This window comes from Streptomyces sp. NPDC087906 (assembly GCF_055584925.1).
The window spans coordinates 220257-246561 of record NZ_JBVJLC010000011.1 but is presented as its reverse complement, the minus strand read 5'-3'; the positions used below and the strand labels follow the sequence as shown (position 1 = coordinate 246561).

Here is a 26305-nt window from a genome sequence, read left to right as displayed (position 1 = left end):
CCAAGGCCAATACGCGGGCGGCGGCCCGATCTGGGACCGAACAGGCTGCGTGCTGTCCGGTCCCGGGTCGGGCTGCCGCTGTACTGGTCGGGCCGTCAGGCCCTGGCGCCGGCGACTCCTGAACTGTCCATGTAGTCGCGGACTCGCGTGATCAGCCCGTTGCGGACGTGGAGTATCAGAAGACCGGGGACGGTGAACGTGGTGGCCTTGGTCGGCAGCGTTCCCACCACGACGTGCTCGGCGATGATCACCTCTGGATCGGCGGTCTCATGGGCCGCGATCCTCCTGACCTCCCGCACTTCGGCGGGGCTGGCGCCCCAGGCTGCCCGGTAGCCGGCGCGCACGGCCTCACGACCGTCGAAGCATCGGGGGAAGCCGGGTGAGGTGAACGGGAACTCGTGCACCGCGTCGATGGAGTAGAGATCGGCCAGATCGTCAGGGGACTTGTCGAGCATGGCTTGGTAGTAGCAGGTCAGCACCTCGTGAGGGGTGCGAACAGCAGGTGTTTCCAGAGGTGACATGGGGTTGTTCCATTCACTCAACACTTGTTGACCCAACCACCGTAGGTTCGGCCGGACGCTCGGTCAACGGTTGTAGAGTGAATCGGTGTCCACTCCTCGCCCGACCCGCGCCGACCGCCGCCGAGCAACCGAGGTACGCATCCTCGACAGCGCCCGGGAGCTGTTCGCCGAGAAGGGATTCGAGCGCACCACCATTCGCGCCGTGGCCACCGCGGCGAGCGTCGATCCGGCTCTGGTGATGCAGTACTTCGGCTCGAAGCGTGAACTGTTCAGCCAAGCGGTGCAGGCGTTGCCCACGCCGCTGACGGCCACTGATACCGACGAGCTCGTCGATGAGTTGCTGAACTCCCTCGGCCTCAAGCTCGGCGGTCTCCCCGAGGGCACGCTGGCGATGATGCGGTCGATGCTCACCGACCAGGCGGCAGCGGATCACGTCCGTACCGCTCTCGGCCGGCAGATCGACAGCGTCGGTGCCGCCCTGACCGATGCCGAGGATCCCGAACTGCGTGCCGCACTGCTTGTCACCGCGCTGCTGGGCGTGACCATCGGCCACCAGCTCCTCGGCCTGCCCGCGCTTCGTGAGGTTCCTGCGGGTCACATCGCCGCGTTGCTGCGCCCGGCCATCAATGCCTTGGTGGCACCGCAGGGGTGAATCCACTGCCCTCGTCGCCCGACAGACTCGATTGAGTGAGACGGGACAACGGAAAGTTCCGGGAGATGTTTGCCAAGCGATGCGTTCCGATATATCGTTGAGCCATCGCGACAGATTCGCGATAAGTCTACGACGAGAGGAGCGCAGTCATGCGTTCACATGGACATGAGCACGGACCCGAAGCGGGTCACTGTGGACCCGGCCAGCACGGCAGGGGTGGCTTCGAGGGGCGGCGTGGGGCTTTCGGGCCGTTCGGGCCGCCGTTCGGCGGACCTTTCGGAGGCGGCGGGCGCGGTCGTGGCGGCGGTGGCAGGGGGCGGGCGCGGCGCGGTGACGTGCGTGCCTCGATCCTGGCGCTGCTGAAGGACCGGCCGATGCACGGCTACGAGATGATCCAGGAGATCGGCGAGCGCAGCGGTGGGGCCTGGCGGCCCAGCCCCGGCTCGGTGTATCCGACACTCCAGCTCCTGGAGGACGAGGGTCACATCACCAGTCAGAGCGAGGGCGGCAAGAAGCTGTTCACGCTGACCGAATCGGGGCGTACGGAGGCCGAGTCCGGCCCCGAGGCCCCCTGGGAAGAGGCGGGCCGCGGCGTCGACTGGGAGTCGATCAACGAGATCCGCCAGGCGGGCTTCGGCCTGATGGAGGCGTTCGGGCAGGTCTGGAAGACCGGCACGCCCGAGCAGCGCCAGAAGGCGCTCGCCGTCACCAACGAAGCACGCAAGAAGCTCTATCTGATCCTTGCCGGCGACGACGAGTGATCGTCGGCCGCCATGGGTGAGACGAGTGCGTACCGAGGGCCTGTCCGGCTTTGACCGCCGGACAGGCCCTTTGCCGTTACGTGCGGTCGGCCGTCCGCAGCCGCCAGAACACCGCCGAGTCGAACCAGTCGGACGCCCGCGGGTGCGGGCCCTCGTCATGGCAGAGGAAAGCCGCCCAGAACACATCGCCCCGCAGCGCCTCCGCCGGTGCGTACACGCGGTAGACGTACTGCAGCCCGTCCTCGGCGAGCAGGGCCACCATCCAGTACATCGGCGCCCCCCTGCGGCAACGGGTCTCGGTGTCGTACGTTGCGACGCGTGCGCGCTCCGTGACGGTTGCGGATGGCAAGGCGGCTCGCCTCCCCTCCGGGAGGAGTGGGGCGATCTCCTTCGTAAGGAGGAGAAGCCGGATGCCTGTGCCCACCTTCGGTGGGACCGGCGAATGCTTCCCGGCGGGGATGCGGCAATTATGTGCGACTGATGAGGTGGGAGTGTGCAAAGCCCTACCCCGCAGGTGCCAGGACAGCCCGCACCGAACAGCTCCGACATCGACGCCCGTCTCACCGTGGAACTGGCCTCGGTGGTCTCGGGCGCGCGCAGAAGGGCGCACCGCGACGGGGACGCGCAGATCGACACGGCCCATCTGCTGCACTCGCTGGTCGAGTCCGACCCCGAGGTGCGCGACGCCTTCGACAGCGGCCCCCAGGTCGCCCGGGTGCTGGGCTATCTCGTGCAGCGCAGCATCGGCTACGGGCTGCGCTGGCAGGGCGCGGTCGAGGACTCGGGCGCCGGGCCCGTCGTGACCGGGCCGGGCCCCGCGGTGGCCGGCTGGTCACCCGCCGCCCGCACCGCGATGGACGGCGCCCTGGAGCGCGCGGCGCGGCGCGGTGACCCGCAGGCCGGCGGACTGGATCTGCTGGCCGCGCTCGCCGCCGACCCGGTCTGCCGCGCGGTCGAGGTTCTCGAACGGGCCGGGGTGGACACCCGGACCCTCGCCTGGCGGCTGGCCTGCGCCTGCCCGCAGGTGTGACGCGCGGTCACGGCGCACTCGGCGTGACCGCTACGACAGGTGCCACCGGTGTGTTGCTCCTGACGCCGACTGTCATGATGACGCCATGCATGTCTCTCAGCGCAGGAACGCCGGTCTCGGCCTCGCCCTGGTTTCGGCGTTCGCGTTCGGCGGGTCCGGGGTCGCGGCCAAGCCGCTGATCGAGGCGGGGCTCGACCCGCTCTCCGTGGTCTGGCTCAGAGTCGCCGGCGCCGCCCTCGTCATGCTGCCGGTGGCCTGGCGCCATCGCGCCCTGGTCACCCGCAGGCCGGCGCTGCTCGCCGGCTTCGGGCTGCTGGGCGTCGCGGGGGTCCAGGCGTTCTACTTCGGTGCGATCTCCCGTATCCCCGTCGGGGTCGCGATGCTCGTCGAATACCTCGCCCCTGCCCTGGTGCTCCTGTGGGTCCGCTTCGTGCAGCGCAGGCCGGTCAGCCGCGCGGCGGCCGTCGGTGTGGTGCTCGCCGTCGGCGGGCTCGCCTGCGTGGTCGAGATCTGGAGCGGACTGAGCTTCGACGCGGTCGGTCTGCTGCTCGCCCTCGGCGCCGCGTGCTGCCAGGTCGGCTACTTCGTCCTGTCCGACCATGCGGGGGACGGCGAAGAACCGGCCCACCCGATGGGCGTGATCGCGTACGGGCTGCTCGTCGGCGCGCTCGTGCTCACGGTCGTGGCCCGGCCGTGGGGCATGGACTGGTCGCTGCTCGGCGGCAGCGCCGACATGGGCGGGACGCGGATCGCCGGGGCGCTGCTGGTCGGCTGGATCGTCCTGGTCGCGACCGTGCTCGCGTACATGACCGGTGTGGTCTCGGTGCGCAGGCTCTCGCCGCAGGTGGCAGGCGTCGTCGCCTGTCTGGAGGCGGTCATAGCGACCGTACTGGCCTGGGTGCTGCTGCGGGAGCATCTGTCGGCGCCGCAGATCGTGGGCGGCGCCGTCGTGCTCGTCGGCGCCTTCGTCGCCCAGTCCACCACGCCCGAGCCGCCGTCGGATCCGCCGGAGGGTCCGGCGCCGGGCGGTCCCGACGAGGCTCGCGGCGAGCGGTTGTCCGCCGCCGGGCCGACCGCCTAGGCTGCGGATCATGGCTTTGACCGTATTGCCGCCTCCCGCCGCATAGGGAGTGTCCGCGAAGTATCGTCGTCCGCCCTTTGGGCAACGCCGCGAGCGTGCGTGCCAGGCATCGCGAGCCGGACGAGACTTCGCGGACACGACCCAGCGCGGGCGGCCATCCGCTGACGAAGACCGGACCGGGGACCGCCGATGGTGCGGGTGCCCCGGGTGGTTCGTCGCTGCCCGCGTGACGGAGCTGAGCGACCAACCAACCGTTCTTCTCACGGAGTTGTCACGTGTCGAAGTCTTCTCCCGTTTCCGTTTCCGTTTCCGTTTCCGTTTCCGTTTCTGGTTCCGGCTCCGCCGCCGTCGGCCCGTCCGACGTGCGCGTGGGGCGGAGTCTGTCCTTTCTGATCGTCGCCGGTCTCGCCTGGGGCACGGCCGGCGCCGCGGGCTCCCTGGTCTACCGGATCAGTGACATGGGTCCCTTCGCGCTCTCCTTCTGGCGCTGCGCGGGCGGACTCGCCCTGCTGCTCGGCGCGTTGGCGCTGCGCCCGCGCCGAATCAGGGCAAGGGCCAATGCCACCGCCGCCGAACCGCGCGGGCGCAGGCTGCTGCGCATCCTCGGCAGCGGCTGCTGCTTCACCGTCTTCCAGACCGCCTACTTCGGCGCCGTCCAACTGACCGGGCTGGCCGTCGGTACCGTCGTCACCCTCGGCGCCGGGCCCGTGTTCATCGCGGTCGGCGCCCGGCTGACCATGGGCGAGCGGCTGGGCGGCGGCGGGCTGCTCGCCGTGACCGGGGCGCTCGGCGGGCTCGGTGTGCTGGTCCTGGGCGGCAGCGGCAGCGGCGACGTACACCCGGCGGGGATCGCGCTCGCGGTGCTGTCGGCGGCCGGGTACGCGGCGATGACCCTGCTCACCCGCTGGCTCGGCCGTGGCGGCGGGGGCGCCGATCCGCTGTCCACGACGGCCTGGTCCTGTGCGGTCGGCACCGTCACGCTGCTGCCGCTCGGGGCTGTCGAGGGGCTGCTGCCGCACACCGCCCAACTGCCGGACGTCGTCGGTCTGCTGGTCTACGTGGCGGCGGTGCCCACCGCCCTCGCGTACGCGCTGTACTTCGCCGGCGCCGGAGTCGTGCGCTCGGCGACCGTCTCCGTGATCATGCTGCTGGAGCCGGTGAGCGCGGCGGTGATCGCCGTAACCCTGCTCGGTGAACGGCTCACCGGCGCCACGGTCGCCGGCACCCTGCTGCTGCTCGCTGCGGTGGCCGGGCTCGCGGTCGCCGAGGCCAGGGGCGCCGCGGCCCGGCGCAGGGCCGCTGTGCTCGTCTGACGGTCCATCAGGTCGCGCCGGGCGCCCGGTCAGCCTTGCGGGGCAGCCCCCTGCGGGGCGCCGTCCTGCGGGGCGCCGGGCGTCCGGTGGCGCAGATGGTGGTCGTACGCGGCGGCGTCGCGCGGGCCGCCGCGGGCGAGCAGCCCGGCCGCCGTGCGTTCCTTCACGTCGTCCGGTTTGTGCGCCGCGTACTTGAACTTGGCGCGGACCTCGGTCACTTCCAGCCGCAGCCCCCGGATCCCGGACAGCATCCTGCCGTACGGTGCCTCGCCGACGGCGGCGCGCGCCGAGCCGCCGTCCGGCTGGAAGTGGCCCACCTGCGCGTTGAGGAGGTCGGCCTTCTCCTGCGGGTCGTCCACGAGGCGTGCGGTGCAGCGCAGTTGCACGGCCGCGTAGAAGCTGGTGGGTGTGCCGTGCTCGGACGGGGTGTCGTCCGGCGCCTGCCAGGGGCCCGGGACGTACACGTAATCGTCCACGACGCTCAACAGGACCTGTGCGGACGCCTCGACGGCCGGCCATATCGGGTTGGGCCGGGCGAGATGCGTGAGCACCTCGCCGTGCGGCCCGCGCTCCGGGTCGTAGGCGAAGTGCAGCGGCTGGACGTAAGGCGCCTCGCCCGGCAGGCCGTTGACGGCGAGCTGGCCGAAGTCGTGCGCGGCGAGCCACCGTTGCCAGACGCCGTCGTCCTGCGGCGCGTCCCAGGGATGGATCAGCACGGCGGGCTCCTCAGAGGACGGTGAGATAGTCGGGCACGGCGATGGCCGGGTCGAGGTCGTCCGCCGGAATCGGCGGCCCGTAACCGCGCCGCACCGGTACGACACCGCTCCAGTACGGGAGCGCCACGTCCTCCGGCTCGTCGCCGGGTCCGCCCGTACGGACCTTGGCCGACACCTCGTGGAGATCGAGGCTGAGCACGGCGGTCGCGGCCAGCTCCTTTTCGTTGCCCGGCCGGGAGTCGTGGGACCTGCCCGGTACGACATGGTCGACGATCGTGTCGAGCGCGACGCGCCGCTCCTCCGGGTCGGTCACCTGGTGCGCGACGCCGTGCACCACCACGGAGCGGTAGTTGATCGAGTGGTGGAAGGCGGAGCGCGCCAGCACCAGACCGTCGACATGGGTGACGGTCAGGCACACGGCGAGACCGGGGTCGGTGTCCTCCGGCTGCCGGGCGCCTGCCATCCGCAGCGGGCGCGAGCCGGTCGACCCGTGCACGTACAGCCGCTCGCCCACCCGCCCGTAGAGCGTGGGCAGCACGACCGGCGCGCCGTCCCTGATGAAGCCGAGATGGCAGAGGTACGTCTCGTCGAGTATCGCGTGCACCAACTCGCGGTCGTAGGACGCCCGCTTCGCCGAGCGGGTGGGGACGGTGCGCGCGGTCGGCGGGTAGCCGGTGGGATCCTGCATTGTGCTCTCCATTGCACTAGTGCATAATCTTCTTTGTGCTAGGAGAGTATCGGATCGTTGGTCGGCGCGCAGCTGAGATCGCGGCGAGTGTGGAGCGCGGGGTGGGCTCGGGGGAGCTGGCCCCGGGCCAATCCTTGCCGCCGATGCGGGAGTTGGCGACGGATCTGGGGGTCAACCCGAACACGGTGGCCGCCGCCTACCGCACCCTGCGGGAGCGCGGGGTGATCGAGACGGCGGGCCGCAAGGGGAGCAGCGTGCGCCGCCGCCCGGCCAGTACGGTCCGCGGCTCGATCCGGGTGGACGCGCCGCCGGGCGTACGGGACCTCTCCGAGGGCAACCCCGATCCCGCCCTGCTGCCGTCGTTGCGCGCCGCGCTCGCCGCCGCGGCGCTGCGCCACGAGAGCGCCCCCGGGCTCTACGGACAGGCCCCGGTCGAAGCGGAGTTGGCGCGGCTCGCCCGCGCGGGACTCGACGCCGACGGGGTGCCCGCAGGACCCGTCGGTGTCACATCGGGCTCGCTGGACGCGATCGAGCGGGTGCTCGCCGCCCACCTGCGGCCGGGCGACGCCGTCGCCGTCGAGGACCCCGGCTGGGGCAGTCTGCTGGATCTCGTCCCGGCCCTGGGGCTGCGCCCCGTACCGATGGGCCTGGACGACGAGGGGCCGCTGCCCGCCGAGTTGGCGCGCGTGCTGCGGGAAGGCGTCCGGGCGGTCGTCGTCACCGACCGGGCGCAGAACCCGACGGGCGCGGCCGTCTCCGCCCGGCGCGCCGCCGAGCTGCGGACCGTCCTCGCCGCCCGTCCCGACGTGGTCCTCGTCGAGGACGACCACGGCCACGCCATCGTCGACCTCCCGCTGCATCCGCTCGCCGGTGTCACGGACCGCTGGGTGTTCGTGCGCTCGACGTCGAAGGCGTACGGCCCCGACCTGCGCGTCGCCGTACTGACCGGAGACGCCCTGACCGTCGACCGGGTGACGGGGCGTCAGCGGCTGGGACCCGGCTGGGTCAGCAGACTTCTGCAGCAGGCCGTCGTGGAGCTGTGGAGTTCGGGCGCGGTGGACGTGCCGGCCGTCGCCGCCTCGTACGGGCGGCGGCGCGACGCACTCGTACGGGCACTGGCGGAGCGGGGCGTCGCGGCGCACGGCCGCAGCGGTATGAACGTCTGGGTACCGGTGGCGGACGAGACCGGAGCAGTGGCGCGGCTGCTGCACGCCGGCTGGGCCGTCGCGCCCGGCGCCCGCTTCCGGCTCTCGGCGGCGCAGGGCGTACGGCTGACCGTATCGCCGCTGTCGGACGCCGACATCGGGCCGCTCGCCGACGCCGTAGCGGCGGCGGCGAGCCCGGTGCAGGCGCGCAGTTACGGCTGATCCGCGCCGGTCGAACGGGAGGCGGCTGCCGTACGGGCGGCGGGCGCCCTGCGCCGGCTCTGTGTGAGGGCGGCGCCCGCGACCACCACGAGCGCACCGACCGGGGTGTTCCAGCTCAGCGGCTCGTGCAGCAGGCTGACACCGGCGGCCGTCGCGATGACCGGGATGAAGTAGGTGACCATCTGGCCTGTGGTCGGGCCCACTTCGGCGACGATGCCGTACTGGAGCAGGATCGCGAAGCCCGTGCCGAGCGCGCCCAGCACGACCACCGCCAGCAGCGGGCCCACCGGGAGCGACGACGGCATGCTCGTGAAGAACGGCAGGACCACCGCCAGTTGCACGGTCGCGAGCAGCAACTGGCTGGTCGACAGGGCGAGATGCGAGCTGCCGTTGCCACCGAGCGTGCGGCGTACGTAGATCCAGCCGATCGGGTAGCAGAGCGAGGCGAGCAGGGCCATCGCCGTACCGGTGACATCGAGTCCCGAGAACCCCTGCCAGGCGCCGAGCACGGTCAGCACACCGAGGAAGCCGAGGCCGAGCCCCGCCACCCTGCGCCGGGTCGGCCGGTCCTCGGAGAGGGCGACGAGCGACAGGACCATGCCCCAGAGCGGCGACGTGGCGTTGCAGATCCCCGCCAGCGTCGAGGGAATCGTCAGCTCCGCGTAGGCGAAGAGCGAGAACGGCAGCGCGTTGAGGAGGAGAGCGGCGACGGTCAGATGCGCCCAGGTGCGCCCGCCGCGCGGCAGCCGCTCGCGTCGTACGGCCAGGGCCACGGCGAGCACCGCCGTGCCGAACAGCAGTCGGCCGAAGGTGACTTGGAAGGGCGCGAAGCCATGGGTGCCGACCTTGATGAGCAGAAAACTGAAGCCCCAGATGAGCGAGAGCACGCCGAACCGGATACGCCAGTCGAGGGCCGGTCGAGTCGGTGCGGTGGCCGACCCCGGCTGGGTGGCTCGGGCCGGCGGGGTGGCTGACTTGCGGCGAGGCGGCAGGGCGATGCTCATGCCGGTAACGATGGCGGCTGACACCTCGTAGAACAAGCGAGAATTGATCCACCTGTTCCCTTAGCATTGCTTACATGTTGAATCTGGAGCGGCTGCGCACCCTGGACGCGCTCGCCCGGCACGGTTCGGTGAGCGGCGCGGCGGGCGGGCTGCATGTCACGACGTCGGCCGTCTCGCAGCAGATGGCCAAACTGGAGCGGGAGGTCGGCCAGCAACTGCTGGCCAAGAACGGGCGCGGGGTCCGGCTCACCGACGCCGGAAAGCTGCTCGCCGATCACGCCGCGCGGATCCTGTCGCAGGTCGAGGTGGCGCAGGCCGACATCGAGGCGCAGCGTGGCCAGGCGGTCGGCGAGGTCAGGATCGGCGCCTTCCCGACGGCGGCCAGGGGGCTGTTCCCCACCGCGCTGGTGGCGCTGGCGCGCTCGCACCCCGAACTGCGGGTGCGGTCCCTGGAGATCGAACCGGAAGCGGGCATCACCGGCGTGCTCCGAGGGGATCTCGATCTCGCCGTCGTGCTCGACTGGAACAACAAGCGGCTGCCGGTGCCCGGCGGTCTCGCCACGGCGCGGCTGCTGGACGACGCGGCCGACGTCGCCCTGCCCGCCGACCACCCGCTGGCGGGGCGCGCCGAGGTCGACCTGGAGGACTTCGCCGACGACGGCTGGGTGTCCTGGCCGGAGGGTGAATTCTGCTACGAGTGGCTGATGTTCACGCTGCGCTCGAAGGGCATCGAGCCGCGGATCGCCCACCTCGCCGCCGAGCACCACACCCAGCTCGCGCTGATCGCCGCGGGACTCGGCGTCTGCGTCGCGCCGCGACTGGGGCGCGGCCCCGTGCCCGACGGGGTCGTCGTCGTACCCGTACGGCAGAAGATGTGGCGGCACATCTACGCGGTGTGGCGCGCCGACGCCGACCGCCGCCCGTCCATCAGGGCGGCGGTCGCCGCGCTCACGGAGGCCGGGAGCGCGCCCGGCGTCACGCGAGGGTGACCGAGCAGCGTCAGGCGGAGAGTGGCCGAGCCGCGTCAGGCGAGGGTGACCGAGCAGCGTCAGGCGAGGGTGATCGAGTCCCCTGCGACCTTGATCTGCTCGGCGGGCAGCGGCTTCGTCGCGGGACCGCCCTTGACGCTGCCGTCCGCCACGCTGAACTGACTGCCGTGGCAAGGGCAGTGGATGACCCCGTCCGAGACGTCCTTCACCTTGCAGCCCTGGTGGGTGCAGGTGGCGGAGAACGCCTTGAACTCGCCCGCCGTCGGCTGGGTGACCACCACGCCCTGATCGGCGAAGACCTTGCCGCCGCCCTCGGGGATGTCGGACGTCTTCGCGAGCGCGTCACCGCCGCCCGCCGCTGGCGCCTTGGCGTCCGGCTTCTCCGCTGCGTCGGACGAGCCGTCCGAGCTGTCCGAACCGCAAGCGGCGAGCGCCACACCGAGCCCGGTCGCGCCGGCCGCCGCGACGACGGTCCTGCGTGCCACGCGTGCTGTTCCGCGCGTTGCCGTCATACCTGGGTCCCCTTTTTCCGCATACGGCCGCCTCTCGGCCGGTCGTCAGGGGGTACGGGCGGAGATGCTGCGATGTTCAAGCATCGGAAGATTCTTTACGAAGCGGCCACCGGCGGACCGGCCGCCTCCGTCACCACCACGGCCCCCGCACGCTTGTTTCCGCTGGCCAGCGGCTTCCTTTACCGTCCGGATGCTAATCTCGCCGTATGGACTCGCAGGATCTCGCCAATCTGGCGCATCTGCGCCGGGCGCGGGATTTGATCGACCGGGAATATGCCCGACCGCTGGATGTGCCGACGATGGCCCGGCACGCCCTCATGTCGCCCGCCCATTTCTCCCGGCAATTCCGCGCGACCTACGGTGAGACGCCGTACCAATACCTCATGTCCCGCCGAATTGAGCGGGCGATGGCGCTGCTGCGCGCCGGAATGAGCGTGACCGACGCGTGCATGGCTGTCGGCTGTACGTCGCTCGGCTCGTTCAGCTCGCGGTTCACCGAGATCATGGGCGAGACGCCGAGCGCGTACCGCAACCGCGACCACCAGGCAGTGACGGCGATGCCGGCGTGCGTGGCGATGGTGCGGACCCGGCCGGTCAGAAACGCGGCGACGCGAACCGCGGCGACGCGAACCGCGGCGACCCGGAGCGCGGCGACGCGAACCGCGGCGACGCGAACCGCGGCGACCCGGAGCGCAGCGGGTCGGGGCGATGTGAGCAGGATTCGAGAAGCGAGCCCGAAAGCCGCCGACTAGCGTTGTCCGCATGAGTATCGCACTGCAGTACTGCCATATCACCGTCAATGATCCGGATGAAGCGCTGCCCTTTTATCGGGACGCCCTCGGCCTTGAGTTGCGTAACGATGTCGCGTCGGGCGGATTCCGCTGGGTCACGCTCGGCTCCGCCACTCAGCCCGGCCTGGAGATCGTCCTGTCGGAACCCCATGCCGGCCGGTCCCAGGCCGACGGCGACACCCTTCAGGAACTCCTCACCAAGGGCGTCCTGCCCAACATCGTCTTCAGCGTCGACGACGTGGACGCGACGTTCGAGACGGTGCTGGCCTCCGGCGCCGAGGTCCTTCAGGAGCCCATCGACCAGTCGTACGGCCCGCGCGACTGCGCGTTCCGCGACCCGTCGGGCAACACGGTACGGCTCTCGCAGGCCCCCAAGCCGCAGTCCTAGCCGCGCCCCGCACAGCGGGTCAGTTGCCGAGCACCCTGCGCAGGCGCGCCGCGAATGCGGCGGGGTGCGTGGTCAGTCCGATGTGCCCGCCGGGAAAGTGCACCAGCTCCGTGCCGAAGCGCTCGGCCAGCAACGCGGCCGGGCGGTAGGGCAGTTCCCCGCGTGAGTCCTCGCCGCAGGCCGGCACGAACCGGTCCGAGACCGCTTCGAGGCGCGCCAAGTCCGGTGCGTAGGACATGAATTCCGGCACGATGTGCCCGACGAAGAACGGCATGCCGGCCATCGTCCGCTCGACCCGCGCCGCCGCCTGCGGCGAAAGCGTGACCTCGGGTTTCGGCTCGGTGCTGTGGTCCGCCTTCTTCAGCCCCGCCGCGAACACCGCCATCGCCGGCATCACTCCCTCCGCGCGGAACGTCGTCCGTACGGCCGCGACGAGCGAGCGGTGTTCGGCGGCGTCCGGCAGGACCTCCACCAGCGGCGGTTCGTGCGCCACGAGCCGTTCGACGCGCTCGGGGCGGCTGATGAGCAGATGTACGGCGGCGATGGCGCCCGAGCTGGCACCGAAGACCCGGGCCGGCGCGCCGGGCGACAGCAGGTCCAGCATCCGCGAGGCGTCATCCGCATGCTCGGCCACGCTCTGTTCGGCCTCGGGGTCGTCGAGCGTGCTGCGCGCCATGCCGCGCGGGTCGTACGTCGCGACGGTGTACTCGGCGGCCAGGTCGTCGGCGATCTCGTCGAAGGAGGCCGCCCCGCCCGTACCGCCCGGGATCAGCAGCAGGAGCGGGCCGCTGCCGCGCACTTCGTAATGGAGCGTCGCGCCGTTCACGCGCAGGGTGCCGGTGGTCGGGCCGGTCATGAGGGATCTCCTTCGGGGGTGGTCGGCCAGTGCTCAAGGAGGGTGTGCAGCGCGTCGAGGGCGCGGTCCCAGGACCGCTGCGGCGGACGCTCGTGCCCGAACCCGCCGGCGGCCTCCAGGGCGACGAACCCGTGGAACGTGCTGCGCAACAGCCGTACCGCGTCGGTCAGATCGGGCTCGGGCAGCCCGTAGCCGCGCAGCATGCCGTAGGTCAGTTCCACCGCGCGCCGGGGTCCGGCCGCCTTGGCCACCAGCTCCGGGTCGATCTCGATCGGGGTCTGCGTCGCCATGTAGCGGCCGGGGTGGGTGTGGGCGTAATCGCGCCAGGCGTTGGCGAACGCGACCAGTGCGTCCTTGCCCGCGCACCCGGTGGTCGCCTCGGCGATACGGATGGTCTTCTCGTCCGCGGCGAGCAGCGCGATCCGGCCGCGCAGGTCCTCCAGGCCGCGGACATGGCCGTAGAGACTCGCGTCCTTCACGCCGAGCCGCCGCGCGACCTGCGACATGGTCACCTGATCGAGCCCGACCTCGTCCGCCAGTTCGGCGCCCGCGACCGTCACCCGCTCCACCGTCAGACCGGCCCGCACCATGTGCCCTCCTCATTCTCCTAGGGCCCCTAGGTATAACCTAAGAGCCCTAGGAACGGCAACGCCGATACGGAAGGGCAGCGTCGACACCACGGCGGCGCTGCTCCGCGCGCCGGACCCGGCCACGGCGCGCGCCGTCCTCACGCCCGGCCGGTACGCCGACACCGAGGTCCACCGCCGGCAGTTCGGCGGCCGGTCATGAGGAACGGCCGCTGAGTCAGCGGGTCCGGCGCTCCCGATGGGCCCGCACCCGCATGCGTACGGCCGCGTCGACGGAGCGCGGCGCCGCCGACTCGCGTGCCTGGGCGAGGGTTTCGGCCGAGAGCCGGTGCAGTACGGCGGCGGGCTCGGCGTCCGGCTCCAGGACGACGTCGACCGTCGCCCGCAGCCGGCGCGGTCCGTGCCGGAGCCGTACGTTCGCCCGCGCGACTCCCGGCAGTTGGGCGCTCTGCGCGGCCATGGCCTGGGCGAGCGCGCCGGTGCGCAGGCTGATGCCCGCGGGGGTCAGCGGGATCGGGCGACGGCCGGCGCCGCGGAACTGCCCTGCCAGCCACCACAGGAGCAGCAGCAGGAGCAGCGTCAGCCCGCTCAGCACGGCGGGCGTCCACCAGCCGTGTGCGCGCAGCCGCTCAAGGCCCGGCCGGTCCACGAGCGCCGTGTCAGCGCCGGGCAGCGGCCACCAGGCGGGCAGCCGGGACCGTACGGCGGACGCGGCGGAGAGCAGGAACAGACCGGAGGCGAGCAGGGCAACGCCCGCGCAGGCCAAGGCGATCCGGTTCGTCACGTTACGCATCTGGCGCATCAGGATCCGTCCCCATCCCGGACAGTTGCGGCGTCGGCGTCGGCGTCGGCGTCGGCATGGGCCCCGGCTTGGGCCCCGGCCCCGGCTCGGGCGCGGGCTCCGTGGGACGGTCGGGGGTCAGGTCGGCATGTGCTTCTGCGCTCACCGTCACGCGCAGCCGCAGCGGGCGGTGCAGGCTGAGTCCGGCCAGCACCCGCGACGCCGCGGCGGTCACGGCCTGTTCGGTGTGCGCCCGGTCGCCGAAGCCGAGTTGGGCCCGCACCCGGATCCGCCGCCTGCCGACCCGGGTCCGGCATTCGGTGATGCCCGGTACGCCGCCGACCGCGTCCCGGACGAGTACGGCCACGGCCGTACGGTCGAGCACCGCGCGGAGGCCGGGTTCGACCGTGACGAGCGGGAGTTGGCGGCGCTGCCCCGGCGTGACCGCCAGGACGAGCAGCCACAGTCCGACCACCGCGATCACCGCGGCGAGCCCGGTCACCACCGCGTCGCCGGGGCCGTGTCCCGCGAGCCAGTCCAGCAGACGCGTCCGCCACCACATGGCGGAGCGGTTCGCCGCGTGCACGGACACGACGTCGTACAGCAGCAGGGCGCAGGCCGCCGCTGCTGCGAGCAGGAGCAGCACCATGGGCGTGCGGCGCTGGGCCCAGGGCCGCCGGGCGGCCGGTACGGCGGTGTCGGCGCCGGTCCCGGTGGGTGTGGAGCCGTCGTCCTGATGGCCCCGAGGGCTGGGGAAGTTGAGCGCACCCGGCTCGTACGGTGTCCCGTCCAGCCCGCGGATCCTGATCCGGGTCCGGGTGACCTTCAGGCCGGTGAGTTCGCCGGTCCGCTCCGTCACCCGCTGCCGGATCAGACCCCCCGCCTCGTCCAGCGCGACTGGGTAGGGCAGCGCGACGTCGAGCGACACCTGCGCCCTTCGGCCCTGCACGGAGACGGAGCCGTGCGCGACCCGTACAGCGCCGGGGCGCAGCGCCTCCCCGGCGGCCCGCTCGGCGATCCGCCGCACCGCGCGGTCGGCCACCGTCGTCGTACCGCGCTCGCCGGCCGCCGCGGGTGCGACGGGTGCGGAGACGGAGCCGGCCGCACCCGCCCTGTCACCGGGCGTCGTCATCGGCGTCCCCCGCGACCGGAGTTCAGGAACTCGCGCAGATCGAAATCGTCGCTGTCGAGGAGCCGGCCGACCACATAGCCGACCGCCCCCAGGGCGGCCACCACGAGGAACGCGCCGAAACCGCCGAACCAGCCCGCGAAGCCCAGCGCGATACCCACCATCAGACCCACTGTCGCTCTGCTCACCACTCACCTCACCAACGTCTTGTGCGGGGGACACACGTGCGGGGGGACACGTGCGGTGCTCGGAACGGAGGTCCGGCTAGGCGACCCGGGCCTCGGACGCGGAGTCCGTGTCGTCGTCCTCCGGCAGATGTACGTCGTTGACCGCGATGTTGACCTCGACGACCTCAAGACCGGTGATCCGCTCGACGGCCGCGATCACGTTCTCCCGTACGTCACGCGCCACGTCCGTGATCGGCACCCCGTACTCGACCACCAGATCCAGATCGATGGCGGTCTGCCGCTCACCGACCTCCACCTTGACTCCGCGTCCCACGTTCGGGCGACCGCCCGGCACGCGGTTGCGTACCGCTCCGAGCGTCCGGGAGAGGCCGCCGCCCATGTCGTGCACGCCGGGGATGTCCCGTGCGGCCGTACCCGCGATCTTGACCACCACGAGGTCGGCGATGGCCGTCTTGCCGCGCGTCGCCGCCGATTCGGCGGGGCCCGTGCCGCCCCCGCTGAGCGTGGTGGTGTTCTGGGCGCTCTGGTTCTTCTCCGTGCTGCTCGCCGCAGGCACGGCGGGCGACAGGTCCGTGGTCATGGCATCTCCTCGGTCGGTCGGTCGGGGCGGAACTGCTGCTCGCCCTCACCTACTTCGACACGCCTTCCAGCGGGTTGTGACGCGCGTTCCCCGAGATGTTCGGACGCCGCTGCCGTGCGCCGCCGCCGGATAGTGTGCGAAAGCCGCGTCACACGCCCGGCCGCCGGGTGTCCAACACGGTGAGGCGAGCGAGAGGAGCCGTGTTGTCCGGGGACCTGGGCACGACACGGGCGGCGGGTGACGGCCGTCCCTGGCATGACGACGGTCTGCTGGCCGTACGGGCGGGCGAAGGCGACGAAGAGGCGTTCGAGACGCTGGTGCGCCGCTACGGCCCGGTCCTGCTGACGCTGGCCACCCGGCTGCTCGGCAGCCGTACCGAAGCGGAGGACGCCGTGCAGGACTCACTCGTCAGCGCCTGGCGCAAGCTCCCCGAGTTCCGCGGGGACGCCGCGTTCGGCACCTGGGTGCACCGGATCGTGACCAACCGCTGTCTGAACGTACTGCGGGCCAGACGGCCGGTCACCCCGCTCGACACCGTGCCCGAGCAGCCCGCCCCCGACCACCGCGACTCCCCGGCCAGGAGCGCCGAGACGCACGCGGCGGTGGCGGCACTGTCGGTGGCCATGGCCGGTCTCTCACCCGAGCAGCGGGTCTGCTGGGTGCTGCGCGAGCTGGACGGCACGTCCTACGAGACCATCGCCGAGACGGTCGGGATCAGCCAACAGGCGGTCCGCGCGCGGGTGTTCCGCGCTCGGCGCTATCTGACGGAGGCGATGGGCGCATGGCGGTGAACACGAACTCCGGTCCCCCCTACGAGAACGTCCCGCAGCCGGCGGACGACGACGAGCAACTGCCCTGCGGACGCCTGCTGTCGCAGGTGTGGGAGGGCTGGGAGGAAGGCAGGCCCGACCCGCACACCGACGGGTGCCCCTACTGCGCCGCCGCGCTGGACGACCTGCGGCAGCTCGGCCGAACCGTACAAGGGGTGCGCGACACCGGATTCGACGAGGCGGACACGGCCACGCTCACCCAGCGCGTCATGGATGTCGTACGGCTGGAACTGCGCCCCGGCCGCACGCTCCCGCTGGGCGGACCGGGCGACGACACCTGGATCATCGAGGCAGCGGCGGCCAGGACCCTGCGGGCAGCGGCCGAACTGCTGCCCGGCGTACGGGTGGGGAGCTGCCGGATCAGCCCGCTGCCCGCGTCCGCCGACGCGTCGCCCACCGCGCTACGAGGACCGCTGCGAGGGCCGGTACGGGTACGGCTGAGCGCGGTCGTCACGTTGGCCCGGCCGCTCCAGGATACGGCGGACCGGATCAGGGAGCGGGTCACGGAAGCGGCGGACAGCGCGCTGGGTATGGGCGTCGCCGCCGTGGACGTCACGATCACGGACATCGTCGACGACGCCGGGCAGGACGAAGGAGCGACGTGGGAAGGAGCGGACCGGTGACCCAACAGGACCGGGGCAAGGGGCGGACCGTCGAGGAGCGGCTGTCCGGTGTCGCAGCGCCGGCGGCGCTGGCGGTGCCCGGTGTGGCGTTCCTGCGGCCCGGCCTCGCCGGGCTGCTGCGCGGCTCGGTGCCGCAGGCGATCCGGCGCGACCCCGACGGGCGGCCCGACGGCACGGGGGTACGGGTCGAGCGCCGGACCCCCGACGGCTCCGGCGGCTCGGGTGGCTCGGGTGGCTCGGGTGGCTCGGGCGGCTCGGGCGGTACGGGCGGTACGGCGGGTGCGGACGGGGTGTGGACGATCAGCGTCCATGTCGTACTGCGCCGCAACCGGCGCGCGGTCGATGTCGCGCGTGCCGTACGGATCGCGGTGGCCGAAGCGGTGGTGGGTTCGGGTCTCACGGACGCGGTGGCCCCGGAAGTGGGCGTGACCGTCACCGGTTTCGTCTGACATCACGGCGCATCGCACGGCGCGGACCTGCCCGTTCGCGGATTTCTCGGTACGGTGCACAGAAATGTCGTGTGCGGACCAAGCCGCGCGGCACGTCACACCGAATGTGAGGCAGGAAACCAACGCGGCCCCCGTGCACGGTTCGTGGGCCGCACGAAGGGGATGCCTCACGTGATAGCCCAGCGCACAGTCCGCCTCACCGCACTCCTGGCTCTGCCCGCCGCACTCACACTCGCCGCCGCCGCACCGTCGTTCGCCGCCGGTGGCACCGCGAAGGCGGCGGACAACAACACGTACCAGATCGACCTGGACAGCCTGAACGACTCCGGTGCCACGGGTGTCGCGCTGCTCAGCCTGGACGGTACGAAGCTGACGGTGAAGATCGAGTCCTCGGGTCTGACCCCCGGCGCGCCGCACGCGCAGCACATCCACGGCGACACCAAGGGCACGGACTTCCACTGCCCCGACGCGAGCGCCGACAAGGACGGCGACGGCATCGTCTCCACCAGCGAGGGTGTGCCGATGTACGGCAACATCAACATCTCGCTGACCACCAAGGGCGCCACGGACATGGCCAGTGGTCTGGCCGTCGACCGGATGCCCGTCGCCGACAAGAACGGCGACCTGAAGTACTCGCGCACGATCGACGTGTCGCAGGACGTCGCGGACCACATCAAGGACCTGCACGTCGTGCAGCACGGCATCGACCCCAACAACAACAAGAAGTACGACTTCGGCGCCGGCAAGAGCGACCTCGACCCGAAGCTCCCGCAGGAGGCCACCGCACCCACCGACTGCGGCATGGTCAAGGGCGCCGCAGTGGGCTCCATGCCCGTGGGCGGGGTCGAGACCGGTTCCGGCACCACGCAGGGCATCGAGTCGCCCGGCCTGATCGCCGGTGGCGGACTGGCCGTTGTCGCGGCCGGCGCGCTGTTCGCCGCCCGGCGCAGGATGCGTCCCGCCGACACCCACCAGGGCAACTGAGCACCGGCCCTGACCGGACAGGAGGGACGGAGCCGATGGACGCCAGGTTCGCGCGTCGGCGCACGGTTTTGCTGGTCACGATTCCGGTCCTGCTGATCGTGGGCGGGCTGTTGCTGGCGGTGGGACTCACCCGGCAGCAGCCCGCGCCGCCCCGGGCGGTCGACAGCGGGGGACCGCCGGTCTCCGTGCCGGCCGCTCCGCGGGCGGGCTCGCCGACCCCGTCCACCGGGGCGGGAGCGCACGCACAGCACGTCGCAGCGCTGCCCGCCTCCCGTCCCGTGCGGGTGAACATCCCCTCGATCAAGGTGTCTTCGACACTGGAGGAGTTGGGACTCGCGAAGGACAAGACCATGGAGACCCCGCGTGACCCGGCGAAGGCGGGCTGGTTCACCCCCGGTCCCACCCCCGGTGCGCAGGGCCCTTCGGTCATCGCGGGCCATGTCACGTGGAACGGTGTGCCGTCCGTCTTCTTCAAGCTGGGTGACCTCGCGCCCGGTGACCGGATCGACGTCCAGCGGCAGGACGGGCGCACCGCGCGGTTCACGGTGGACCGGATCGCGACGTACGCGAAGGACGACTTCCCGACGGTCGAGGTGTACCGCAACACCGACCAGGCCGCGCTCCGGCTCATCACGTGCGGCGGTACGTACTCCAAGGCGGACCACTACTACCCGGACAATGTCGTGGTCTACGCGACGCTGACGGGCAGCCACACCTAGGTCGTGTCCGCGAAGTCCCGTCAGGCCCGTGGTCAGCGGCTGACGTCGCCGTCGAGACCGGCCTCGTCGAGGAAGGAGCCGATGAGCCGGCTCGTCTCGTGGAGGGCGCTTTCGAGGAGGAAGTGGCCGCCGTCGAGCAGATGGACCTGGGCGTCGGGCAGGTCGTCGCGGAACGCCTGCGCCCCGGCAGGGGCGAAGATGGGGTCGTTCTTGCCCCAGACGGCCAGCAGCGGCGGCCGGTGCTCGCGGAAGTACGTGTGCACGGCGGGGTAGAGGGGCGAGTTGGTCGCGTAGTCGCGGAACAGCGCGAGCTGGATCTCGTCGTTGCCCGGACGCGCGACCAACTGGTGGTCGTGGTGCCAGGTGTCCGGGCTGACCACGGTCTCGTCGGGGACGCCTGTGACGTACTGCCACTTGATGGCGTCGAGGGTGAGCGCGGTGCGGATGGCGGCCTCGGTCTCGGGGGTCTGCTCGCGCTGGTAGTCCCACACGGTCGTCCAGAAGCTCTCGACGAATCCGCTGTCGTACGCGTTGCCGTTCTGGCTGACGACCGCGGTGACCGACGCGGGACTGCCGAGGGCCAGCCGCCAGCCGATGGGCGCACCGTAGTCCTGTACGTAGATGGCGTAGCGGCTGACACCGAGCTGGTCGAGCAGCCCCTTGGTGAGGTCGGTCAGCGCGTCGAAGGTGTAGTCGAACCGGTCGGCGGCCGGCGCGTCCGACAGGCCGAAGCCCAGGTGGTCGGGGGCGATGACGTGGTAGCGCTCGGCCAGTTGGGGGATCAGCTCGCGGAACATGAACGAGCTGGTCGGGAAGCCGTGCAGCAGAACGACCGCGGGGGCTTCGGCGGGTCCGGCCTCCCGGTAGAAGAGCCGCTGCCCGCGCACAGTCGCGTAGCGGTGGTGTACGACGCTCATGACTAACCCCTTTGGTTGCCTTTGATGGTTATAGCCAAGCAGCCGACACCTAACCCGTCAAACGGGCTGGCCGGGTTAGGCGATAAATGGACTCCCTGCGGTCGTGCACTGTTGCCGTGCTCGGCTAATGCCTTTAAAGTGAAGTGAGGCATTAGTCAGGGAAGCGGTCATGAGGACTACGTCGCAGGGCAGGACGGCCGGTCGGCGGCGGCGAACCGCTCGTGTGAAAGGGGCGCGGCGAACCGCTCGTCTGACGGGACCAGCTCAGCCCGCGCTCGTCGCGCCGCCGCCGTCCCGTACGCGCGTGTAGTGCCGACGCGCCTTCATCCGGTTTCCGCAGACCGTCATCGAGCACCAACGGGCCCTGTTCGCCTTGCTCCGGTCCAGCAGGAACAGCCGGCAGTCGGGGTTGTCACAGGGCCGCAGCCGGCCCGGTTTCTCCTGGTGGATACGGTTCCACGCCAGCACGGCCAGAGCCGCCGTTCTGCGGTCGGCGGGCGCGTCGAGCTGCCAGGTGATGCCCTCGCCGCCGACCACCGGCCGGTAGCTGACACCGGAGACGAACGCCGCCAGGGCGTCCGGCTCCGTCTCGCCGCGTACCAGTCTCTGGAGCGCGTCCCGCGCTTCGCGTACGGCCCGCTGCTCCTTGGCCGATCCACTGCCGCCGTGGTCCAGCAGCCATTGCCGGGCCGCTGCGGAGCCGGCGAGCTGGTCCTGCCGGCTGCCGTCCACCACCGGTGTGGTGTTGAGCAGTGACAGGAGCATGTCCTCGTGTGCCGTTCCGATGTCCGTCAGCACCTTCGCGCCCTCCCGTCCCGCCCGCCCGCAGCCCACCCGTACCCAACCGGTAAAATGAACTGTACAGGTTAGCCCTCGCCCGGCGCGCGGGCCGCGTGGCCTCGGGCGTAATGCCGCGCGACCCGGACCCGGTTTCCGCACATGTTGCTCGCGCACCACTTGCGGCGCTTGTTCTCCGCCAGGAAGAGCATCGAGCAGTCGGGGTTGGCGCAGCGCCGCAGCAAGGCCAACCGCGCCGGATCCGTGAGGAGTTCGATCGCGTCCGCAGCGACGGCCGCCAGCGCCGCGTTGCCGCCGTACTCGGTGTGCCAGCGCGCCTCGCCCCTCGGGCCCTCGCGGGTCACGACGAGCCTGCGGCTCACCGGCGCTGCCGCCGCTGCCGCGTTGATGTCCTCCACCGACACCGGCTCCGGACGCCGCTGCTCCAGCCGGGCGTCGAAGACGTCTCTGAGCGCCGCCCGGAGCCGGCGCGTGGCCGTGGGCTCCGGTGCAGGGCCAGGCGGGAGTCTGGGCTGCTCCAACTCCCACCAGGCGGCGTGCGCGTCGGCTGACTCGATCAGGTCGACCGGTGGTGCGGCCACGGTCATGAGGGTGTCGACGAGGTCCAGCGCGACCGCGGGTTCCCCGCCCATGGGGAACCCCGCCGCCTGCATCTCGTCGATGCTCGGATCCCTGCTCGGATCCCTGCTCGGCCCCGGGCCCCTGTGCGCATCCTTACCCGAGTCAATGGTCATCTACCGAGTTTACCCATTAGGTGTGACGCGGGCCAGCCGCCGTCTCGCGGTGTCATCGCGCCGACTCTTGACAGAATCTCCGGCGGAATACAGCCTATGGCAACGTTGTCAGGCGGCTTGTGCGGGCCGTCTGTTCTTGAGGGCCGCCTGGAATGGATCACGTTGCACATGCCGAACCAGTCATCTCACCCTTCCCGCAGATCCGTTGTCACAACGGGTTCCACCCTGCTCGCGAGCTTCGGGCTCGCGACCGCGTTCCCCGCCGCGAGCCATGCCGCAGGTGCTGCGCCGGCCTCCGGCGCGGGCGCTTCCCGAGCTGAACTCGCCGCCTACCGGCCGGTCCAGGTCTCGTCCGTCGACTACGCGCCCGCGCCTGCCGAGTTCGCCGTCGACAAGCTCACCTCCACCGGTGTCCGGGGCAGTGGGTGGCGGGCCGTCGCCGGCGATCCGCAGTGGATATCCGTCGACCTCCAGGCGCAGTGCCAGGTCGAGTCCGTACGGCTGACCTTCGAGGCCACCAAGGACGACCCGGTCTTCGTACCGTCCCCCAGCGGCAGTCCGCGCGACGGCACGACCGGTCAGGAGATCCTGTCGAGCTGCGCGGTGGCCTTCACCGTCGAGACGTCCCTGGACCAGCACAAGTGGACCACCGTGTACGAGACCACGTCAGGTGCGGGCGGGGTCGCCGAGATCAAGCTGGCCAAGCCCGCCGCGGCGCGCTGGGTGCGGATGACGGTCACGAAGCGGTCGAACGCCAACCCGCTGGGCCTCAACGGCTTCGAGGTGTTCGGTACGGCGAAGGGCCACCGGCCCGCCGCCACCGGCTGGACCGACTGGGGCACGCACCACCACGACGCGCCCGCGCTGAAGGTCGCCGACGACGGCACCGTACCGCTGGAGTCCGGCTGGACCCTGACGATGGACGACTGGGCCGGCGGCGGGGGAGCGGAGCTGTCCGCGGCCGACGTGGACACCAGCGGCTGGCTGCCCGCGACCGTGCCCGGCACGGTCCTCGGCTCGCTGGTCGACCAGGGCAAGCTGCCCGATCCCGTCGCCGGCATGAACAACCTCCATGTCCCCGAGGCCCTTTCCCGGCACGCGTGGTGGTACCGCCGCGGCTTCCGGCTGCCGCGCGGTCTGCGCACCGGCTCGGGACGGCATGTCTGGCTGGAGTTCGACGGCGTCAACCACAAGGCCGACATCTGGCTCAACGGCAAGCAGGTGGGCGGGCTGACGTATCCCTTCGCCCGCTCGGCCCACGACGTGACGTCCCTGCTGGCCTCCGGCGACCGCGAACAGGCCCTCGCCGTACGCATCACGCCGATGCCCTTCCCGGGCAGCCCCACGGACAAGAGCGTGGAGGGGCTGTCGTTCGTGGACGCCGGCGCCAACATGATGAACCGCAACTCGCCCACGTACCTCGCTGCTTCCGGCTGGGACTGGATGCCGGCCGTGCGCGACCGGGTCGCCGGCATCTGGAACCACGTACGGCTGCGCTCCACCGGCCACGCGGTCATCGGCGACCCGCGCGTGGACACCGCGCTGCCTTCGCTGCCCGACACCGGCACGGCCGAAGTGACGATCGTGGTGCCGGTCCGCAACGCCGACTCCGCCGAGCGCCGCGTGACCGTCACCGCGTCCTTCGACGACGTACGCGTCTCGCAGACCGTCACGCTGCCGGGCGGTGGCAGCGCCGATGTGACCTTCGCACCCGCCGACTTCGCCCGGCTCACGGTGCGCAACCCCAAGCTGTGGTGGCCCAACGGCTACGGCGAGCCCGCCCTGCACGACCTCACGCTCGTCGCCGCGATCGGCGGCGCGGAGAGCGACCGGCGCACCACCCGCTTCGGCATCCGGCAGTTCGGTTACGAGTACGACATCCCGCTGCCGTTCGGCAACGGCACCGACGCGTACACGCAGTCGGTGGACCTGGGCGCCAGGAAGGCGCGGTACATACGGGTCAAGTGCCTGACGCGCGCGACCGGTTGGGGTTCGTCGCTGTGGAGCCTCTCGGTCTTCGACAGCGCCTCGCCGGGCACCGACCTGGCCCTGCACAAGACCGCGACCGCCTCGTCCGAGGACGAGACGGACCACGGCGCCGCGAACGTCACCGACGGTGACGCGGACACGCGGTGGGCGTCCGCCTTCGAGGACGACCAGTGGATCCAGGTCGACCTCGGCGCTTCCGTCGACTTCGACCGGGTCGACCTGCTGTGGGAGCAGGCGTACGCGAAGACGTACGTGGTGCAGGTCTCCGCCGACGGCGACACCTGGACGGACGCCGCGTCCGTCGACAACTCGGCGGTGCCGCTGCCCTTCCAGAGCGCCGACGCGAGCCTGCAGAACCTCGACATCGGCGCCCGCAAGGCCCGTTACGTCCGGATCGAGGGCGGGGCGCGCGCGACGAGCTGGGGCAATTCCCTGTGGAGCCTGTCGGTGGTCGACAGCGCCAATGCCGGTACGGACCTCGCGCTGCACAAGACCGCCACCGCTTCCACCGAGGACGGCGACAACAAGGCGGCCAACGCCACCGACGGCAGCTCCAGCACCCGTTGGTCCTCCGCGTACCAGGACGACCAGTGGATCCAGGTCGACCTCGGCGCTTCCGTCGACTTCGACCGCGTGGTCGTCGTGTGGGAGGCCGCCTACCCGAAGACCTTCGTCGTGCGGATCTCGGACGACGGCCGGACGTGGACGGATGTGAAGTCCGTCGACAACACCCCGCAGCCGCTGAAGATCAGCGTCAACGGTGTGCGGGTGTTCTGCCGGGGCGGCAACTGGGGCTGGGACGAGCTGCTGCGCCGGATGCCCGCCGAGCGGATGGACACGGCGGTGCGGATGCACCGGGACATGAACTTCACCATGATCCGCAACTGGCTGGGCAGCAGCGACCGGGAGGAGTTCTTCGCCAGTTGCGACCGGTACGGCATCCTGGTGTGGAACGACTTCCCCAACGCCTGGGGCATGGACCCGCCGGACCACGACGCGTTCAACAGCCTGGCCAGGGACACCGTGCTGCGCTACCGCATCCACCCCAGTGTGGTGCTGTGGTGCGGTGCCAACGAGGGCAGCCCGCCCGCCGCGATCGACAGCGGCATGCGCGAGGCGGTCCAGTCAGGGGCGCCGGGGATCTTCTACCAGAACAACTCGGCGGGCGGCATCATCACCGGCGGCGGCCCGTACGGCTGGGTCGACCCGGACAGCTACTTCGCCCCGTCCACCTACGGCTCGGGCTCGTTCGGCTTCCACACCGAGATCGGTATGCCCGTGGTGTCCACGGCGGAGAGCATGCGCAGCCTCGTCGGCGACGAACCGGAGTGGCCGATCGGCGACGCCTGGTACTACCACGACTGGAGCACCCGGGGTAACCAGGCCCCGCAGAACTACCGCGCCGCCATCGAGGCCCGGCTGGACACGGCGAAGGACCTCGACGACTTCACCACCAAGGCCCAGTTCGTCAACTACGAGAACACCAGGGCCATGTTCGAGGCGTGGAACGCCAACCTGTGGGAGGACGCCAGCGGTTTGATGCTCTGGATGTCCCATCCGGCGTGGCACAGCACCGTCTGGCAGACCTACGACTACGACTTCGACGTCAACGGCACCTACTACGGGGCCCGCAAGGCGTGCGAGGCCGTGCATGTGCAGGCCGACCCGGTGAAGTGGGCGGTGGAGGCGGTCAACCACACGGCCCAGGCGCTGAAGGGGGCGACGGTCACCGCCCGGCTCTACGACCTGTCGGGCCGTCAGCTCGGCTCGACGCGCCGGACGAAGCTCGACATCGCCGCTTCCGCGAAGGGCGCCGCCTTCACCGTCGCCTTCGGGGCCGACCTGCCCGGACTGCACTTGCTGCGGCTGGGACTTGAGGACAGCAGGGGCAGGACGCTGTCGCAGAACACCTACTGGCGCTACCGCGACGCTGCCGACATGAAGGCGCTCAACAAGGCCAAGACGGTCAAGATCACCGCCGACCTCGGCCATGTCTCGCGTACGGAGTCGGGAGCGCGCCGCACGATGACGGTGACCTTGCGCAACCGAGGATCCGCCGTGGCCTCCATGGTGCGGCTGTCGCTGCTCGACGCCGGCAACGGCAAGCGCGTACTGCCGACGCTGTACGGCGACAACTACCTCTGGCTGCTGCCCGGTGAGTCGCGGACCGTCACGGTGTCCTGGCCGGCCGACGCGCTGCGCTCCGGGCGCCCGGCGCTGCGTACGGAGGGATACAACAGCCGGGCCACGGTGACCAAGGCGTAGGGAGCGACAGTGCACCCCGTGTTTAAGTTAATTAGTAATTATCATTGACATGATGTGGAGCTG

30 protein-coding genes and 1 pseudogene are annotated in these 26305 nt (G+C 71.4%); 16 read left to right on the top strand and 15 right to left on the bottom strand.

What is annotated here, in order from left to right; all coding sequences use genetic code 11:
• Positions 1 to 95: 95 nt before the first annotated feature.
• Positions 96 to 521, bottom strand: coding sequence for a nuclear transport factor 2 family protein (locus ACZ63I_RS28170; protein WP_469341944.1), 426 nt, complete (start codon positions 519 to 521; stop codon positions 96 to 98).
• A gap of 85 nt (positions 522 to 606) precedes the next feature.
• Between ACZ63I_RS28170 and ACZ63I_RS28165 the strand changes: the two genes are divergently transcribed.
• Positions 607 to 1173, top strand: coding sequence for a TetR/AcrR family transcriptional regulator (locus ACZ63I_RS28165; RefSeq protein WP_469341943.1), 567 nt, complete (start codon positions 607 to 609; stop codon positions 1171 to 1173).
• 149 nt (positions 1174 to 1322) lie between these two features.
• Positions 1323 to 1934, top strand: a complete 612-nt coding sequence (locus tag ACZ63I_RS28160) for a PadR family transcriptional regulator (RefSeq protein WP_041991832.1) — start codon at positions 1323 to 1325, stop codon at positions 1932 to 1934.
• A gap of 76 nt (positions 1935 to 2010) precedes the next feature.
• Here ACZ63I_RS28160 and ACZ63I_RS28155 read toward each other — a convergent pair whose 3' ends face one another.
• On the bottom strand, positions 2011 to 2205 hold the full coding sequence (locus ACZ63I_RS28155; protein WP_041991834.1) for a hypothetical protein: 195 nt from the start codon (positions 2203 to 2205) through the stop codon (positions 2011 to 2013).
• A 222-nt stretch (positions 2206 to 2427) separates the two neighbouring features.
• Here ACZ63I_RS28155 and ACZ63I_RS28150 point away from each other — a divergent pair, with 222 nt between their 5' ends.
• From ACZ63I_RS28150 to ACZ63I_RS28140, 3 genes are all read left to right on the top strand, one after another.
• Entirely contained in the window at positions 2428 to 2964 is a 537-nt protein-coding gene (locus ACZ63I_RS28150; protein ID WP_469341942.1) for a peptidase, read from the top strand.
• A gap of 85 nt (positions 2965 to 3049) precedes the next feature.
• A complete protein-coding gene (locus ACZ63I_RS28145) occupies positions 3050 to 4045 on the top strand; it encodes an EamA family transporter (protein WP_469341941.1) in 996 nt (331 codons plus the stop codon).
• Positions 4046 to 4407: 362 nt separating this feature from the next.
• Positions 4408 to 5358 (top strand): DMT family transporter, encoded by a 951-nt coding sequence (locus ACZ63I_RS28140; protein ID WP_469341939.1) that lies wholly within the window; start codon positions 4408 to 4410, stop codon positions 5356 to 5358.
• Between the two features lie 29 nt (positions 5359 to 5387).
• Here ACZ63I_RS28140 and ACZ63I_RS28135 read toward each other — a convergent pair whose 3' ends face one another.
• Both ACZ63I_RS28135 and ACZ63I_RS28130 read right to left on the bottom strand, forming a co-directional pair.
• Positions 5388 to 6074 (bottom strand): FMN-binding negative transcriptional regulator, encoded by a 687-nt coding sequence (locus ACZ63I_RS28135; protein WP_469341938.1) that lies wholly within the window; start codon positions 6072 to 6074, stop codon positions 5388 to 5390.
• 10 nt (positions 6075 to 6084) lie between these two features.
• On the bottom strand, positions 6085 to 6774 hold the full coding sequence (locus ACZ63I_RS28130; protein ID WP_469341937.1) for a pyridoxamine 5'-phosphate oxidase family protein: 690 nt from the start codon (positions 6772 to 6774) through the stop codon (positions 6085 to 6087).
• 23 nt (positions 6775 to 6797) lie between these two features.
• Between ACZ63I_RS28130 and ACZ63I_RS28125 the strand changes: the two genes are divergently transcribed.
• Positions 6798 to 8129: an aminotransferase class I/II-fold pyridoxal phosphate-dependent enzyme gene (locus ACZ63I_RS28125; RefSeq protein WP_469341936.1), complete on the top strand. Its 1332-nt coding sequence runs from the start codon at positions 6798 to 6800 to the stop codon at positions 8127 to 8129.
• Here the strand turns inward: ACZ63I_RS28125 and ACZ63I_RS28120 are convergent.
• Entirely contained in the window at positions 8120 to 9169 is a 1050-nt protein-coding gene (locus ACZ63I_RS28120; RefSeq protein ID WP_469341935.1) for a DMT family transporter, read from the bottom strand. The two genes, ACZ63I_RS28125 and ACZ63I_RS28120, sit on opposite strands and share 10 nt — an antisense overlap.
• 38 nt (positions 9170 to 9207) lie before the next feature.
• Here ACZ63I_RS28120 and ACZ63I_RS28115 point away from each other — a divergent pair, with 38 nt between their 5' ends.
• Positions 9208 to 10122, top strand: coding sequence for a LysR family transcriptional regulator (locus ACZ63I_RS28115; protein WP_469341933.1), 915 nt, complete (start codon positions 9208 to 9210; stop codon positions 10120 to 10122).
• Positions 10123 to 10181: 59 nt separating this feature from the next.
• Here the strand turns inward: ACZ63I_RS28115 and ACZ63I_RS28110 are convergent, their stop codons facing one another.
• A complete protein-coding gene (locus tag ACZ63I_RS28110) occupies positions 10182 to 10634 on the bottom strand; it encodes a Rieske (2Fe-2S) protein (RefSeq protein ID WP_469341931.1) in 453 nt (150 codons plus the stop codon).
• Positions 10635 to 10840: 206 nt separating this feature from the next.
• On the opposite strand from ACZ63I_RS28110, the gene ACZ63I_RS28105 reads away from it, so the two are divergent.
• A complete protein-coding gene (locus ACZ63I_RS28105) occupies positions 10841 to 11386 on the top strand; it encodes a helix-turn-helix transcriptional regulator (protein WP_469341930.1) in 546 nt (181 codons plus the stop codon).
• Between the two features lie 10 nt (positions 11387 to 11396).
• Positions 11397 to 11813: a VOC family protein gene (locus tag ACZ63I_RS28100; RefSeq protein ID WP_469341929.1), complete on the top strand. Its 417-nt coding sequence runs from the start codon at positions 11397 to 11399 to the stop codon at positions 11811 to 11813.
• 19 nt (positions 11814 to 11832) lie between these two features.
• Here ACZ63I_RS28100 and ACZ63I_RS28095 read toward each other — a convergent pair whose 3' ends face one another.
• Complete coding sequence (locus tag ACZ63I_RS28095; RefSeq protein WP_469341928.1) at positions 11833 to 12669, bottom strand: alpha/beta fold hydrolase; 837 nt, start codon at positions 12667 to 12669, stop codon at positions 11833 to 11835.
• Complete coding sequence (locus ACZ63I_RS28090; protein ID WP_469341927.1) at positions 12666 to 13259, bottom strand: TetR/AcrR family transcriptional regulator; 594 nt, start codon at positions 13257 to 13259, stop codon at positions 12666 to 12668. Before ACZ63I_RS28090 ends, ACZ63I_RS28095 begins: the two co-directional genes overlap by 4 nt.
• A gap of 88 nt (positions 13260 to 13347) precedes the next feature.
• Here ACZ63I_RS28090 and ACZ63I_RS28085 point away from each other — a divergent pair.
• Positions 13348 to 13458: pseudogene (locus tag ACZ63I_RS28085) on the top strand (YciI family protein); the annotation flags it as partial.
• Between the two features lie 15 nt (positions 13459 to 13473).
• Here ACZ63I_RS28085 and ACZ63I_RS28080 read toward each other — a convergent pair.
• From ACZ63I_RS28080 to ACZ63I_RS28065, 4 genes are all read right to left on the bottom strand, one after another.
• Entirely contained in the window at positions 13474 to 14049 is a 576-nt protein-coding gene (locus ACZ63I_RS28080) for a hypothetical protein (RefSeq protein ID WP_469341926.1), read from the bottom strand.
• Positions 14042 to 15169 (bottom strand): DUF6286 domain-containing Asp23/Gls24 family envelope stress response protein, encoded by a 1128-nt coding sequence (locus ACZ63I_RS28075; protein ID WP_469341925.1) that lies wholly within the window; start codon positions 15167 to 15169, stop codon positions 14042 to 14044. Before ACZ63I_RS28075 ends, ACZ63I_RS28080 begins: the two co-directional genes overlap by 8 nt.
• Positions 15166 to 15354, bottom strand: a complete 189-nt coding sequence (locus ACZ63I_RS28070) for a hypothetical protein (protein WP_469341924.1) — start codon at positions 15352 to 15354, stop codon at positions 15166 to 15168. Before ACZ63I_RS28070 ends, ACZ63I_RS28075 begins: the two co-directional genes overlap by 4 nt.
• A gap of 76 nt (positions 15355 to 15430) precedes the next feature.
• Complete coding sequence (locus tag ACZ63I_RS28065) at positions 15431 to 15934, bottom strand: Asp23/Gls24 family envelope stress response protein (protein WP_469341922.1); 504 nt, start codon at positions 15932 to 15934, stop codon at positions 15431 to 15433.
• 203 nt (positions 15935 to 16137) lie between these two features.
• On the opposite strand from ACZ63I_RS28065, the gene ACZ63I_RS28060 reads away from it, so the two are divergent.
• From ACZ63I_RS28060 to ACZ63I_RS28040, 5 genes are all read left to right on the top strand, one after another.
• Positions 16138 to 16725, top strand: coding sequence for an RNA polymerase sigma factor (locus ACZ63I_RS28060; protein ID WP_469341921.1), 588 nt, complete (start codon positions 16138 to 16140; stop codon positions 16723 to 16725).
• Positions 16716 to 17387: an Asp23/Gls24 family envelope stress response protein gene (locus ACZ63I_RS28055; RefSeq protein WP_469341919.1), complete on the top strand. Its 672-nt coding sequence runs from the start codon at positions 16716 to 16718 to the stop codon at positions 17385 to 17387. The genes ACZ63I_RS28060 and ACZ63I_RS28055 overlap by 10 nt, the downstream gene beginning before the upstream one ends.
• On the top strand, positions 17384 to 17836 hold the full coding sequence (locus ACZ63I_RS28050; protein WP_469341918.1) for a hypothetical protein: 453 nt from the start codon (positions 17384 to 17386) through the stop codon (positions 17834 to 17836). Before ACZ63I_RS28055 ends, ACZ63I_RS28050 begins: the two co-directional genes overlap by 4 nt.
• 171 nt (positions 17837 to 18007) lie before the next feature.
• A complete protein-coding gene (locus ACZ63I_RS28045; RefSeq protein WP_469341917.1) occupies positions 18008 to 18820 on the top strand; it encodes a hypothetical protein in 813 nt (270 codons plus the stop codon).
• A gap of 35 nt (positions 18821 to 18855) precedes the next feature.
• Positions 18856 to 19539, top strand: a complete 684-nt coding sequence (locus ACZ63I_RS28040) for a class F sortase (protein ID WP_469341916.1) — start codon at positions 18856 to 18858, stop codon at positions 19537 to 19539.
• 32 nt (positions 19540 to 19571) lie between these two features.
• Here ACZ63I_RS28040 and ACZ63I_RS28035 read toward each other — a convergent pair whose 3' ends face one another.
• The 3 genes from ACZ63I_RS28035 to ACZ63I_RS28025 form a co-directional block, all read right to left on the bottom strand.
• Positions 19572 to 20456 carry an alpha/beta fold hydrolase gene (locus ACZ63I_RS28035; protein WP_469341915.1) on the bottom strand — a complete coding sequence of 295 codons (885 nt, stop codon included), beginning with the start codon at positions 20454 to 20456 and terminating at the stop codon, positions 19572 to 19574.
• A gap of 264 nt (positions 20457 to 20720) precedes the next feature.
• On the bottom strand, positions 20721 to 21221 hold the full coding sequence (locus tag ACZ63I_RS28030; protein ID WP_469341967.1) for a CGNR zinc finger domain-containing protein: 501 nt from the start codon (positions 21219 to 21221) through the stop codon (positions 20721 to 20723).
• A 101-nt stretch (positions 21222 to 21322) separates the two neighbouring features.
• Complete coding sequence (locus ACZ63I_RS28025) at positions 21323 to 21988, bottom strand: CGNR zinc finger domain-containing protein (RefSeq protein ID WP_469341914.1); 666 nt, start codon at positions 21986 to 21988, stop codon at positions 21323 to 21325.
• Between the two features lie 168 nt (positions 21989 to 22156).
• Between ACZ63I_RS28025 and ACZ63I_RS28020 the strand changes: the two genes are divergently transcribed.
• Positions 22157 to 26242, top strand: a complete 4086-nt coding sequence (locus ACZ63I_RS28020; protein WP_469341913.1) for a discoidin domain-containing protein — start codon at positions 22157 to 22159, stop codon at positions 26240 to 26242.
• The last annotated feature ends 63 nt before the right edge of the window (positions 26243 to 26305 follow it).

Coding starts and splice junctions, on each gene's coding strand:
- ACZ63I_RS28080 (WP_469341926.1), bottom strand. CDS start 14,049: ATGCGTAACGTGACGAACCGGATCGCCTTGGCCTGCGCGGGCGTTGCC.
- ACZ63I_RS28055 (WP_469341919.1), top strand. CDS start 16,716: ATGGCGGTGAACACGAACTCCGGTCCCCCCTACGAGAACGTCCCGCAG.
- ACZ63I_RS28095 (WP_469341928.1), bottom strand. CDS start 12,669: ATGACCGGCCCGACCACCGGCACCCTGCGCGTGAACGGCGCGACGCTC.
- ACZ63I_RS28105 (WP_469341930.1), top strand. CDS start 10,841: ATGGACTCGCAGGATCTCGCCAATCTGGCGCATCTGCGCCGGGCGCGG.
- ACZ63I_RS28160 (WP_041991832.1), top strand. CDS start 1,323: ATGCGTTCACATGGACATGAGCACGGACCCGAAGCGGGTCACTGTGGA.
- ACZ63I_RS28040 (WP_469341916.1), top strand. CDS start 18,856: ATGGACGCCAGGTTCGCGCGTCGGCGCACGGTTTTGCTGGTCACGATT.
- ACZ63I_RS28145 (WP_469341941.1), top strand. CDS start 3,050: ATGCATGTCTCTCAGCGCAGGAACGCCGGTCTCGGCCTCGCCCTGGTT.
- ACZ63I_RS28170 (WP_469341944.1), bottom strand. CDS start 521: ATGTCACCTCTGGAAACACCTGCTGTTCGCACCCCTCACGAGGTGCTG.
- ACZ63I_RS28100 (WP_469341929.1), top strand. CDS start 11,397: ATGAGTATCGCACTGCAGTACTGCCATATCACCGTCAATGATCCGGAT.
- ACZ63I_RS28155 (WP_041991834.1), bottom strand. CDS start 2,205: ATGTACTGGATGGTGGCCCTGCTCGCCGAGGACGGGCTGCAGTACGTC.
- ACZ63I_RS28025 (WP_469341914.1), bottom strand. CDS start 21,988: ATGACCATTGACTCGGGTAAGGATGCGCACAGGGGCCCGGGGCCGAGC.
- ACZ63I_RS28075 (WP_469341925.1), bottom strand. CDS start 15,169: ATGACGACGCCCGGTGACAGGGCGGGTGCGGCCGGCTCCGTCTCCGCA.
- ACZ63I_RS28030 (WP_469341967.1), bottom strand. CDS start 21,221: ATGCTCCTGTCACTGCTCAACACCACACCGGTGGTGGACGGCAGCCGG.
- ACZ63I_RS28035 (WP_469341915.1), bottom strand. CDS start 20,456: ATGAGCGTCGTACACCACCGCTACGCGACTGTGCGCGGGCAGCGGCTC.
- ACZ63I_RS28065 (WP_469341922.1), bottom strand. CDS start 15,934: ATGACCACGGACCTGTCGCCCGCCGTGCCTGCGGCGAGCAGCACGGAG.
- ACZ63I_RS28090 (WP_469341927.1), bottom strand. CDS start 13,259: ATGGTGCGGGCCGGTCTGACGGTGGAGCGGGTGACGGTCGCGGGCGCC.
- ACZ63I_RS28110 (WP_469341931.1), bottom strand. CDS start 10,634: ATGACGGCAACGCGCGGAACAGCACGCGTGGCACGCAGGACCGTCGTC.
- ACZ63I_RS28115 (WP_469341933.1), top strand. CDS start 9,208: ATGTTGAATCTGGAGCGGCTGCGCACCCTGGACGCGCTCGCCCGGCAC.
- ACZ63I_RS28020 (WP_469341913.1), top strand. CDS start 22,157: ATGCCGAACCAGTCATCTCACCCTTCCCGCAGATCCGTTGTCACAACG.
- ACZ63I_RS28130 (WP_469341937.1), bottom strand. CDS start 6,774: ATGGAGAGCACAATGCAGGATCCCACCGGCTACCCGCCGACCGCGCGC.